This window comes from Glutamicibacter sp. PAEs-4, assembly GCF_051161755.1.
GTDB classification, from domain to species: domain Bacteria; phylum Actinomycetota; class Actinomycetes; order Actinomycetales; family Micrococcaceae; genus Glutamicibacter; species Glutamicibacter nicotianae.
In genome coordinates this window covers 2,147,958-2,160,056 of sequence record NZ_CP195017.1, presented here as the reverse complement: position 1 = coordinate 2,160,056, position 12,099 = coordinate 2,147,958, and the positions used below count along the sequence as shown (strand labels likewise).

10 protein-coding genes are annotated in these 12,099 nt (G+C 58.8%); 7 read left to right on the top strand and 3 right to left on the bottom strand.

Annotated features, from left to right (window positions below; genetic code table 11):
• Positions 1-61 precede the first annotated feature (61 nt).
• The 4 genes from ACR9WD_RS10185 to ACR9WD_RS10170 all read left to right on the top strand — a co-directional run bounded on the left by ACR9WD_RS10185 (position 62) and on the right by ACR9WD_RS10170 (position 4,942).
• Entirely contained in the window at positions 62-1,024 is a 963-nt protein-coding gene (locus ACR9WD_RS10185; RefSeq protein ID WP_073706437.1) for a proteasome assembly chaperone family protein, read from the top strand.
• Complete coding sequence (locus ACR9WD_RS10180; RefSeq protein ID WP_190263733.1) at positions 1,021-2,283, top strand: MFS transporter; 1,263 nt, start codon at positions 1,021-1,023, stop codon at positions 2,281-2,283. Before ACR9WD_RS10185 ends, ACR9WD_RS10180 begins: the two co-directional genes overlap by 4 nt.
• A gap of 89 nt (positions 2,284-2,372) precedes the next feature.
• On the top strand, positions 2,373-3,476 hold the full coding sequence (locus ACR9WD_RS10175; protein ID WP_254589914.1) for a DUF4192 family protein: 1,104 nt from the start codon (positions 2,373-2,375) through the stop codon (positions 3,474-3,476).
• Between the two features lie 254 nt (positions 3,477-3,730).
• Positions 3,731-4,942, top strand: a complete 1,212-nt coding sequence (locus ACR9WD_RS10170; protein ID WP_100339252.1) for an RNA polymerase sigma factor — start codon at positions 3,731-3,733, stop codon at positions 4,940-4,942.
• A gap of 124 nt (positions 4,943-5,066) precedes the next feature.
• Here ACR9WD_RS10170 and ACR9WD_RS10165 read toward each other — a convergent pair whose 3' ends face one another.
• A complete protein-coding gene (locus ACR9WD_RS10165; RefSeq protein WP_038991880.1) occupies positions 5,067-5,291 on the bottom strand; it encodes a DUF7455 domain-containing protein in 225 nt (74 codons plus the stop codon).
• A 221-nt stretch (positions 5,292-5,512) separates the two neighbouring features.
• Here ACR9WD_RS10165 and ACR9WD_RS10160 point away from each other — a divergent pair, with 221 nt between their 5' ends.
• On the top strand, positions 5,513-7,621 hold the full coding sequence (locus tag ACR9WD_RS10160; RefSeq protein WP_066144392.1) for a DNA gyrase/topoisomerase IV subunit B: 2,109 nt from the start codon (positions 5,513-5,515) through the stop codon (positions 7,619-7,621).
• A gap of 72 nt (positions 7,622-7,693) precedes the next feature.
• On the opposite strand, the gene ACR9WD_RS10155 is transcribed toward ACR9WD_RS10160, so the two are convergent.
• The gene (locus ACR9WD_RS10155) at positions 7,694-8,656 is read right to left on the bottom strand and encodes a M56 family metallopeptidase (RefSeq protein WP_066144395.1); all 963 of its coding nucleotides are present in this window, start codon (positions 8,654-8,656) and stop codon (positions 7,694-7,696) included.
• Positions 8,657-8,679: 23 nt separating this feature from the next.
• Positions 8,680-9,051, bottom strand: coding sequence for a BlaI/MecI/CopY family transcriptional regulator (locus tag ACR9WD_RS10150; RefSeq protein ID WP_073706036.1), 372 nt, complete (start codon positions 9,049-9,051; stop codon positions 8,680-8,682).
• A gap of 399 nt (positions 9,052-9,450) precedes the next feature.
• Here ACR9WD_RS10150 and ACR9WD_RS10145 point away from each other — a divergent pair, with 399 nt between their 5' ends.
• Together ACR9WD_RS10145 and cydB are read left to right on the top strand one after the other, a co-directional pair.
• A complete protein-coding gene (locus tag ACR9WD_RS10145; RefSeq protein WP_121867010.1) occupies positions 9,451-11,049 on the top strand; it encodes a cytochrome ubiquinol oxidase subunit I in 1,599 nt (532 codons plus the stop codon).
• 24 nt (positions 11,050-11,073) lie between these two features.
• Complete coding sequence (gene cydB / locus ACR9WD_RS10140) at positions 11,074-12,099, top strand: cytochrome d ubiquinol oxidase subunit II (protein WP_434922032.1); 1,026 nt, start codon at positions 11,074-11,076, stop codon at positions 12,097-12,099.

Below are 12,099 nucleotides of genomic sequence, written 5' to 3'. Positions count from 1 at the left end.
TCAGTCCTGGCCGATGGTTGCCGCCCTGCTGTGCCGGATGCCGACCCTGAATGAGGAGAAAATGTCCAAGGATTCGTTGATGACGCTGGTCGCAGACGATTTGGATGACTCGCGCCTTCAAGGTCTTGGCATGTTCATCTCGCTGAAGAGCATCAGTGATGCCGGGCATAATCACGCGCAGGTCTCCAACGAGCTTTTCGGCCGTCTGGAATCCGAACTCTTCGCCACTTTCGATGCCGACGAGCTGATCGCCTACACCTCCCAGCGCCCGCGCGTCTCTTTCCTCGGCGATCACTTCGCCGGATACCAGGCCCCGCGCATCGAGATCTACCTGATGACTGATGAGATGGACCGCAAGTTCTGGTTCCTCAACGGAGTTGAACCGGATCTGAAGTGGGAACGCGTAATCGCGGAACTGCAGTCTTTCATCGAGGCCTTCAACGTATCGCTGGTTGTTGGGACCGCATCATTGCCGATGCCGGTGCCGCATACCCGGCCGGTCGGTGTGACCGCCCACGGCAACCGCAAGGATCTGATCGAGAACATCTCGACGTGGAGTCCCACGGTTGAATCTCCGGCAGGCTTGGCCTCGCTGCTCGAAATCCGCCTGAGCGAAGCCGGCCGGGATGTCGTGGGCTACTCGATGCATACCCCGCACTACCTTGCCGAATCCGAGTACCCGGCGGTTGCCGTTGCGACGCTGGAGTATGTGGGCGCGGCGCTGAAGCTGGCTCTGCCGACCGACAAGCTGCGCGAAGCGGCCCGATTGGTTGACCAGCAGCTCGCCGAGCAGCTTCAAGCCAATAGCGACGTCCGCCAGATGGTGGACGGATTCGAGGAACGTTTCGACGCGCATGCCAAGGAGCACGAGTCGCGTTCGCTGTTGCTGGACGAAGATGAGCAGATGGCGGATGCCGAGGAACTGGGCGCCAGTGCCGAGCATTTCCTGGCCGCCATCGAGAACACCGAAGATTGGTTGAAAAACGGTCATATCGAACCGTTGCCAGGTGATCACGACCAGTGAGCCAAGCCCAGCTGAATTCGCCGAAATCGTGGCTCGTCTTCGGCTTCGCAATTCTTGCCTACATTTCTGCAATTTCCCAACGCACCAGCTTCGGAGTCGCAGGCATCCAAGCCACCGAACGCTTCGGTGCCAGCGCACAGATCCTGGCGACGTTCTCGGTCGTGCAGCTCGTTGTCTATGCCGGGGCGCAGGTCCCCGTAGGGCTGCTGCTGGATAAATTCGGGCCCCGCATCCTGATTACCTGCGGCGCCTTGCTGATGGCTGCCGGCCAAGCGTTCCTGGCGATTTCGGTCAACGTGCCCATGGGCTTGGCCGGGCGCGTTATGGTCGGCATGGGCGACGCGATGGTCTTCGTCTCCGTGCTCAAGCTCTTGCCCCTGTGGTTCTCCGGTTCGCGCATTCCGGTGCTCACCCAGCTCACCGGTACTTTTGGCCAGCTCGGGCAGCTGATCAGCCTCTTTCCATTCCATATGATCCTGCTTGGCGTCGGCTGGTCCGCGGCATTCTCGATCATGTCAGGGTTCGCTTTCGCCACCTTCATCACGACGATCGCCTTCGTGCGCAATGGGAAGAACTGGAATGGGCATGGCGCGGGGGAGCAGGAGACCGGCTCGCGGATCTCGCAGGCATGGAAGCAGCCAGGGACCCGCTTGGGTTTCTGGACCCACTTCACTACGGCCTTCATGATCAACACCTTCATGATGACGTGGGGCTACCCATTCCTTGTCGAGGGCCAAGGCATAGACGGCGCGTTAGCTTCGGGCCTGATGGCTGTATTCGTTGTCGTCGCCATCGTGCTGGGTCCGATCCTCGGCGCCTTGACCGCGCGCCATGCCAGCCAGCGTTCCAATATTGCGTTGTCCATCGTGGGCTCCATCTTGGCGCTATGGGCGGCCGTTCTGCTCTGGCCAGGACAGGCGCCGCTATGGATTCTGGTGCTGCTGATGGTCGTCATTGCCGCCGGCGGCCCGGCCTCAGTGATCGGTTTCGACTTCGCACGTACGTTCAACCCGCCGCGGGTTCTGGGAACTGCCACCGGCCTGGTGAATACCGGCGGATTCATCGGAGCATTCGTCACCATCTACGTCATCGGTTTCATCATGGACATGCTGCACAAGGCCAACGGCTCGGTCGGAGAACTCTACAACCTGCCGGCTTTCCGGGTGGCACTGTCCTTCCAATTCGTGATGGCATTGCTCGGGATGGCATTCATGGTCATCGAACGCCGCAAGGCGCGCCGATTCCTCGCCGAACAGTAACCGCCGGCCCCGAGGCCCGGAGCAGAAGGTTCTCCACAGCTCGCACGCGTTGACATCCTGTGCCAAGCGCCGCGATGCACCGTGGAGCCATGACAACTACACCAGAACGCCATCCCCTCTCGCTGTCCAGCTGCGAGGACATCCTGGCCTATGTGCCTCATGCCCTCGGCTTCTATCCGCAAAATTCTGCCGTGCTCATGCTGATCGACGAGGACCACCTGGAAGCGACCCTGCGTGTCGATTTGCCGGAAGAGGACACTTCGTCCGAGCGGGAGTCGTGGACCGCGCAGGTGCTTCGCCTCCTGGATCGCATGCCCCATATCCAAGGAGTGGTTCTGGTGGTCTACGCGCCGGAAGATTCGCTGGCCGAGGGCCGTATTCCGTACTCGCACATGGTTGCGCAGCTCGAACAGGGGCTGGCCGGCAAAAAAGTCCTGTTGCGCCACAGCTGGTGCCGGCAGGGCCGATTCGTCTGGAACTACGCGACCGACGACTACGCAGAGCCGACCCCGGTGCGCCCGCTGGAAACCAACGAGACGCATCTGTCGCTGGTCTTTGCTGGATCAGCACCGTTGGATGTTCCATGGGACGGCAGTGGAATCCCTGAGTGGCCGCAGGCCGCCGAGATCCTGAAGATTGTTTCCAGCCAGCAGCACAACGTGATCAACTGCCTTGAAGCATGGCTGCAGACGATGGACCTCGCCGAAACTGAAGCCCGAACTTGGATCCACGAAGAGCATGAGCACACCGCACTGCTGCTTGGTTCCCTGGAAGTGAAAATCGTCCGAGACCTGCTTCCGTATTTGGCTGGCCAAGGTCTGGACGCGGCATTGGATGTGCTGTTTGGCGTGATGCGCGGAGATCGGGAAGCCGCTGCCTCGCCCTTGACCAACTATTTGCTGGGCCGTGGTTGGCATGCGCCAGACTGGCAGCGGATTGACCGGCTGTGGTCGGTAGCCAGAGACCTGCTCGGTGTGGCCGAAGGCAACAACCGGCAGGCCCTGCTGTGTATTCTTGCCTGGATCGAGTGGGCACGAGGCCGGGGGACTATGGCCTTGTGCCTGCTGGGCAGGGCTGTAGAAGAAAACCCGAACTACGAGTTGGCGCGGTTGCTGCAGAAACTGATGTCCCATGGAATCATGCCCGAGTGGGCGACCGATAAATTGCGGGCTTGGCGTGCCAATTTCAGCTGAGCAACGGAGGCCGGAGTGTCTCAAGTGGTGTCCTGATGCTAATTCATGGATAATGGGACAACAGACCCGGTTAGGTTCGAATTGTCTAGGTCTTGAAATCTGTGGATTTCGGGAACATTAGGCGGGCTTGATGCGTTGATACCAATGTGCCAGCCCTAGGTGTTTAGTCAGCGACTGAGCACTATCGGACTTGACAGGGTCATAGTGGTGTTACCGGCAGGTGCATCCGGAACGCATCGTTAGAAAGGTTATTCGTGTCATCTTCTGAGACGAACGCTAATCGCATAGCAACTGAGGCCGAGGTCGACGCGGCTGAGGCCGAATCAGCCACCCCTGCAGCGAAGAAGCGCGCTACCAAGGCCAAGCCTCGGACTAAAAAGGTCGCTGCCGAAACCGCAGCGCAAGACGAATCAACCGGAGCGTTGGCTGACGCCGATGACGATGCTGAGCCAGGCACCGATTCGAAGGATGCGAAGTCCGACGATGATTCAAAGGGCTTCACACTTTCAACCGGTGATGACGACGCTCCGCAGCAGCAGGTCATGGTGGCCGGCGCGACCGCTGACCCGGTCAAGGACTACCTGAAGCAGATTGGCAAGGTTGCCCTGCTGAACGCCGAGCAAGAAGTCGACTTGGCCCTGCGCATTGAAGCTGGCCTGTTCGCAGCTGACAAGCTGGAGAAGGACGATGGCTCCATGGATCAGCGTCTGCGCTGGGACTACGAGCAGATCATCCACGATGGCAAGATTGCCAAGAACCACCTGCTGGAAGCAAACCTTCGCCTGGTAGTTTCCCTGGCCAAGCGCTACACCGGCCGCGGCATGCTCTTCCTGGACCTGATCCAGGAAGGCAACTTGGGCCTGATCCGTGCGGTGGAGAAGTTCGACTACACCAAGGGTTTCAAGTTCTCGACCTATGCCACTTGGTGGATTCGCCAGGCAATCACCCGTGCCATGGCGGACCAGGCGCGTACCATTCGTATTCCTGTGCACATGGTTGAAGTCATCAACAAGCTGGCGCGTGTCCAGCGCCAGATGCTTCAGGATCTCGGTCGCGAACCGACCCCAGAAGAGTTGGCCAAGGAATTGGACATGACTCCTGAGAAGGTCGTCGAGGTCCAGAAATACGGTCGTGAGCCGATTTCCCTGCATACCCCACTGGGCGAAGACGGCGACTCCGAATTCGGTGACCTGATCGAAGACTCGGAAGCTGTTGTGCCAGCCGATGCAGTGTCCTTCACCCTGTTGCAGGAACAGCTGCATTCGGTGCTCGACACGCTTTCGGAGCGCGAAGCAGGCGTCGTGGCAATGCGTTTCGGCCTGACCGATGGCCAGCCTAAGACGCTGGACGAAATCGGCAAGGTCTACGGGGTGACCCGCGAGCGCATTCGCCAGATCGAATCCAAGACGATGTCGAAGCTGCGCCACCCATCGCGTTCCCAGGTGCTGCGCGACTACCTGGACTAAGAAACTGAGGATGTGGCCAGCAGTTCATGCAATGAACTGCTGGCCACATTCTTTATTGCCATTAATGCAAGAAGAAGGCGACCCAAAGTGGGTCGCCTTCTTTGATCAGCAGTTGGCCACGAGATTAGTCGTTGGCGTCTACCTTGGGCTTTTCGTAGAGCCGCGAGGACTCATCCTGCCATAGGGAAGTCTGCGGACGCAGTTTTTGCTCTACATCGCGGCTATGGTGAGCGCAGAAAAGCAGCTCACCGCCGGTCGAAGCCAGCACGGCTCGCACGTAGGCCTGTGCACCGCAACGGTCGCACCGGTCGAGGGCGTTAAGTTCACGACTAGCGGTCGTAGTAGTCATTGCCAGCCTCCTAAAGTTGATGGTTACTCTATACAACCAGCTTGGATCCCGACTTTATCCCGAATTGGCTGTTCTTTCGCTCACCGCGTAGCGCATGTGGATAAGCTCATACCTGCCCGGCGTGCTCGCCAGCACCGGAAAATAGCGGGTATTCGAACACATTAACGATTAGAATATGAACCAAGACGTACTTTCTCATGCAAGTAGGAGACATCAGCTCAGTGGCTTCATCCGACAATTACAGTGCCCGGCACCTTTCCGTATTGGAAGGCCTGGAAGCAGTTCGTAAGCGACCAGGCATGTACATTGGCTCCACCGACTCCCGTGGCTTGATGCATTGCCTCTGGGAGATCATCGATAACTCTGTTGACGAGGCGTTAGGCGGGTTTGGGCAGGCCATTGATGTTATCTTGCACTCTGACGGCTCGGTCGAAGTCCAAGACGATGGCCGTGGCATCCCCGTGGATGTTGAACCCAAGACTGGGCTGAGCGGTTTGGAAGTCGTCTTCACCAAATTGCACGCCGGTGGCAAGTTCGGCGGTGGCTCCTACAGCGCATCCGGCGGCCTGCACGGCGTGGGCGCCTCAGTAGTAAATGCTCTGTCGGCCCGCTTGGACGTGGAAGTTGACCGCGGCGGCAAAACCTACGGCTTGCAGTTCCGTCGCGGCGAACCAGGAAAATTTACCGATAAGGGGCGCAAGAAAGCCGATGCGGCGTTCAAGGCCCATGAGACCGCAACGCCTCCGGGAATTATCGGCAAAGCCAAACGCGGCGTAACCGGAACGCGCATTCGCTACTGGGCCGACAGCCATATCTTCACCCCGGATGCGAAATTCTCCTATAAGGAATTGCAGGATCGCGCCCGCCAAACCTCCTTCCTGGTCCCGGGGCTGCGCATCACCCTGCGTGATGAACGCGGACTGCCGGACACTCCGGGCGCAGACGGACCTCATGAGGAAGTGTTCCAGCACGACGGCGGCATTAGCGAATTCGTCGACTACCTGAGCAGCGATTCACCGGTTACCGACATCTGGCGCTTCCACGGCAGCGGTTCCTTCCATGAAAAGGTTCCGGTCATCGACAGCAACGGCCGCAGCCATATTGAAGATGTGCAGCGTGTCTGCGAAGTGGACGTGGCGGTCCGCTGGGGGATCGGCTACGAAACCACCCTGCGCAGCTTCGTCAATATTATTGCGACACCCAAGGGCGGTACGCATACCGCAGGCTTCGAGCAGGCCCTGCTCAAGTCCTTCCGCAAGAATATCGAGGCCAACGCGCGCAAGCTCAAGTTCGGCCAGAAGGACAAGCTGGAAAAGGACGACGTTCTGGCCGGCCTGACTGCCGTGCTGACCGTCCGATTGGCCGAGCCCCAGTTCGAGGGCCAGACCAAGGAAATTTTGGGCACCCCACAAGTGCGCCAGATTGTTTCCAAGGTGCTGGAAAAGGCGCTCAATGATCGTCTGGGCTCCAGCAAGCGCAACGAAAAGGCTGAAGCCTCCACGCTGATGGAGAAGGTCGTCAACGAGATGAAGTCTCGTGTGTCGGCACGCATGCATAAGGAAACCCAGCGTCGCAAGACGGCTTTGGAATCCTCGTCGCTGCCAACCAAACTGCTTGATTGCCGGAGCAAGGAAGTCGGCAAATCCGAACTGTTCATCGTCGAGGGCGACAGCGCATTGGGCACCGCCCGACTTGCACGCTCCAGCGAGTACCAGGCGTTGTTGCCGATTCGTGGCAAGATCCTGAATGTGCAAAAGGCGTCGATCTCGGACATGCTCTCCAATGCTGAGTGCGCAGCGATGATCCAGGTGATAGGTGCTGGTTCGGGCCGCAGCTTCGACATCGAGCAAGCGCGATACGGCAAGATTATCCTGATGACCGATGCTGACGTTGACGGTGCGCACATTCGCACCCTGCTGCTGACGCTGTTCTATCGCTATATGCGTCCGATGATTGAGCACGGTCGCGTCTATGCGGCGGTCCCGCCGTTGCACCGCATCGAGGTAATTAATCCGGGCGCCAAGCAGAACGAAGTCATCTACACCTACTCAGAGACGGAAATGACCAAGCTGCTGGCCAGCTTGGAGAAGGAAGGCCGACGCTACAAGGAGCCGATCCAGCGCTATAAGGGCCTGGGTGAGATGGATGCAGACCAGCTGGCTGAAACCACCATGGATCCACGCCATCGCATGCTGCGCCGTGTTGGCATCGAGCATGCGCAGGCAGCCGAAGAAGTCTTCGACCTGCTGATGGGCTCGGATGTGGCACCGCGCAAGAAGTTCATCATCGACGGCGCCGACGATCTTGAACGGGAACGCATCGACGTTTAGAACCGCAGATGCAACGACGTCCTTGAGCTCCACTGGGGTTCAAGGACGTCGTTGCATGGGATCGAGCGGGTGCTACCAGTCCAGCAGCCGTGGCGCTATGAGCAGAACTGTCGGGCAGACCATCAGCATGATGGTGCTCAGCAGCACCAGTGCCCGTTGCGGGCGGCTCAGCGGATCTTGCGGGGAGAGCAAGCGCTTGAGCCTGCGGGATGATACTTCGCCATCGGGCATGCCAACCAGACCGGCGCTAGAGGCATGAGGCGTTGACGAGCGGTCATCCATGGTCGCTGCGGTGGCCACAGTGACGATGGCTTTGAGCAGCGTCTGCCGATTGGCCTTTTCCAGCGCTTTGTCGTCGGCCAGCATTTCGATCAGTTGGCGCACTGCATCGAGTCCAAGCCGTGAGGTCGGCAACCAGGGCAACGCTTCGTGCCAGGCAGTGAAGGCCAGGATTAGCAAATCATGGCGTTGATCCAAATGGGAGCGTTCATGGGCGATGACCGCCTGCTGCTCTTGAGCCGAAAGCTGGGTGAGCAATCCCCGTGACAGCACGGTCACCGACTGCGAGATGCCGGGCACGCAGTATGCCACGGGCATATCATGATCGATCACCAAGGTGTTCGCGCGCGTCTGCGAGGGGTTGCTCAACAGGCGAAGTAGCTGCCGGTGCTTGGCTCGTTGGCGGGAGGTGCGCCAAGCAGCGCGCATGAGGGTCAATACCAGGTGGAAACCGAAGAGCAGAGCTGTGCTCAAGGCGAAGAGGTGCACGATGCCGGGGTAGGGCACACTCGTGTCTCCTGTCAGTAGGAGCCATCCACCATGCAGCGCGGAGATCAGATCATCGCCCAGTGGGTCCAAGCCCCAGACAAGCATTGAGCCGATCATGGAAAGGCCACCGCCTAAAGCAATGGCTTGCCACAGGAGTACCGCTTGCACTGGTGAGCGCGCGGTCCAATTCGCCTTGGATAAAGCCAACGGCGTCGGCCACGCCAATGCGATAGCCAACGCCGCTAGGAAATATGAGGTGAGAAGCACTCAGTCCCCGAAGTTCATCTAAATTATGCGGACTTTACTGAGTCCAAGATAGCACGCAGGGAAGCTGCTTCGTCGGGGGAGATGCCTCCAATGAATCGTGCCAAAACTGCTTCACGGTCCTGAGCGGTGCCCAGTGCGTCGTTGAGCAGTCCAACGGTGTGATCCTCACGGGAGGATGAAGCTGCGTATCGGTGAGGGCGGGTAGTGCGCTCGCGCTCCACCAGACCCTTCTTCTCGAGACGTGCTAGTACGGTCAGCACCGTCGTTACTGCGAGTTCTTTCGCGTCGGTGCCAAGCACCGCCAAATCATCACGAAGGTCATTCGCGGTGAGTGGTTCTGCGGAATCCCACAGAAGATCCATGACGGAGCGTTCCAGATCGCCAAGGCTGGCCACTAGGTCGTACCTCACTTGCATTAGTTCTAACGCGGTTGCTTGCACTCAGCGAGAGCATGCAGACTGCTTGGGCTCTTAATTGTAGCCATCTTTCCACAATATTTCTACGGAGCGTAAAAGAGATGGGTGAGTACAGGCTTTAGCAGTTTCGCTGCGCGTTATGGGAATGTCCCGGGTGAAACTTGTTGACTTGGGTTTTTTAAGATCCGTAGACACAACCCTGTCAATAGGCTTACTATTTGCGCTCGCGCCCGCGGTGTTGAAATTTGCAGCCGGCAAAACCTGCTAATCCCGTCGATTTCTACAAGCTGTCGAAATCGTCTATTCTGGCCTTGGAGGTCTTTTCTACGAAACGTAGAAAAGCGGTTTATATTCCATCCCACGATAGTTGAGGAATCCATGGATGCTCTAGAGATTGCCCGCTGGCAATTCGGCATTACGACGGTCTACCACTTCTTGATGGTGCCCCTGACCATTGGACTGGGCTTGACCGTGGCCACATTGCAAACCATGTGGCATCGCACCGGCAACGAACACTGGCTGCGAATGACAAAATTCTGGGGAAAGCTTTTCCTCATCAACTTCATCATGGGCGTTGCCACGGGCATCGTCCAAGAGTTCCAATTCGGCATGGCCTGGAGCGAATACAGCCGCTATGTTGGCGACGTTTTCGGTGCGCCGTTGGCCATGGAAGCCCTGCTGGCTTTCTTCGTGGAATCCACCTTCCTGGGGCTCTGGATCTTCGGCTGGAAGAAGCTACCCAAGCGTGTCCACCTGGCAACGATCTGGTGCGCTTCCTTGGCGACGATCCTTTCGGCCTACTTCATCCTCGTTGCGAACTCGTGGATGCAGCACCCCGTCGGAACGAAATTAGTTGACGGCCGTGCCGTGATGACCGACGCATGGGCGGTGTTCACCAACAACACTGCGCTCGTGACCTTCCCGCACACCATCTTCGGCGCCTTCGCCGTTGCCGGCGGCTTCCTGCTGGGCATCTCCTGGTTCCACCTCTACCGCCGCCGCAAGGAAGGCATCGACACCGTGGATGCCAACGGATATGTAGTCGTGGGTGAAGACCCAAACCGCGGCAAGAACCGCGACAAGACCGACTACCAGGTCTGGATTAAGTCACTGCGCATTGGTGCTTCGGTAGCCATGGTCGCCTTTCTCGGTGTTGCTCTGAGCGGGCACGAGCAAGCAAAGCTGATGTTCGAACAGCAGCCGATGAAAATGGCAGCGGCAGAGGCAGCTTGCCATGATGGTACCGGCTTCTCCGTGCTGTCGTTGGGCGATATCACCGCCCAAGGCGCAACCAACTGCGACAACGTCGTAGCTGTCTTCGAAATTCCGGGCATTCTCTCGTACCTGGCCAACGGAGATTTCACCACCGAAATCAAGGGCGTGAATACCCTGATTCCGGAATACCAGGAAAAATACGGCAAGTACTATCCAAGCGATGAGTCCTTCGGCCAGTACGCGGGCCAGGAAATCAACTACCTGCCCGTGATGGAAGTGACTTACTGGGGCTTCCGCTTGATGATCACTCTGGGCGGACTCTCGGCACTGGCAGCCGGCGTCGCGCTGTGGATCACCCGCAAGGGCACCGTCCCGGAAAGCAAATGGCTTTCGAGACTGGCGGTATTGGGCATCGCCGCACCCTTCGGCGCCAACGCCACCGGCTGGATTTTCACCGAAATGGGCAGGCAGCCGTTCACCGTTGCGCCTAACCCGCAGATGGGCGGGGTGGACCAGGTGTTCATGTATACCGCGGCCTCGGTCTCTCCTACCGTCAGTGCAGGAGAAATGCTGTTCTCGCTGATCTCGCTCACTGCAATCTATGGCGTGCTGCTGGTTGTGGAACTGGTCCTGCTCACCCGCTACATCCGAGGCGGCGTGGCATCGGCAATGCCGGAGCTCGAAGCGGCAGATCATTCGTCATCCGGGGGCCCTAAGGGGCCTGACAACGATGATGACGACGTACTGGCATTCGCCTACTAGCGGAACGGACGAAGGAGAATTTCAATGGATTGGCTTCCAACACTTTGGTTCGTTGTGATAGCGCTGCTCTGGTGCGGCTATCTCTTCCTTGAAGGCTTCGACCTCGGGGTCGGCATGCTCATCGGGCTTGGACGTTCCACTGAGAAACGCAAGCGCCTCTTGCTGAATACCATTGGCCCGGTCTGGGACGGCAACGAAGTGTGGCTGCTGACCGCCGGTGGCGCGACCTTCGCCGCCTTCCCGCACTGGTACGCTTCGCTGTTCTCGGCACTCTACATTCCGTTGACCATTGTCCTGGTGGCATTGATCTTGCGTGCTGTGGCCATCGAATACCGGGGCAAGGCGATCACCGTCGCAACCCGGAAAGCATGGGATCTGGCCCTGGGCCTCGGATCGTTGGTCGCTGCCTTCGGCGTCGGAGCCATGCTGGCGTTGACCACCTTGGGGTTGCCCTTGAATGAGAACGGGGACCGGATCGGCGGAGCCTTCGCCTGGCTGAATTGGCATGCCATTCTCGGTGGCGTAGCAGTGGTGGCGTTCTGCTGGATCCATGCATTGGCTTTCCTGCGGTTGAAAACCGACGGTGCGGTCCGCCACGAAGCAGGCAAGCTCGTAGGCCGCTGGCTGCCGGTAGCAATCCTGCCCCTGGTCGCGTGGGCACTGCTGGTGCTGCTGGATAACGACTCCGGCATCGCATGGGCAGTGATGGGCCTGGCGGTCATCGCCCTGGCTGCATCGATGATCAGCGGACGCGCTGGACGCGAAGGAGTTTCCTTCATCGCACTGGGAGTAACCCTGTTGGCCGGAGTCGCCGCGATCTTCACCGCCGCTTACCCGGTGGTGCTGCCGTCGACCATTGACTCGGCCTTCGATCTCACCGTGGCCAACGCGTCAAGCACGGCCTACACCTTGAAGCTCATGAGCATCGTCGCTGCCTTTGGCGTGCCGATGGTCCTGGCCTACCAGGCGTGGAGCTACTGGGTATTCCGCAAGCGCTTGCGCGAAGAGCATATTCCCGACACCCATCGTGTCGTCTCGATCATCAAGTAA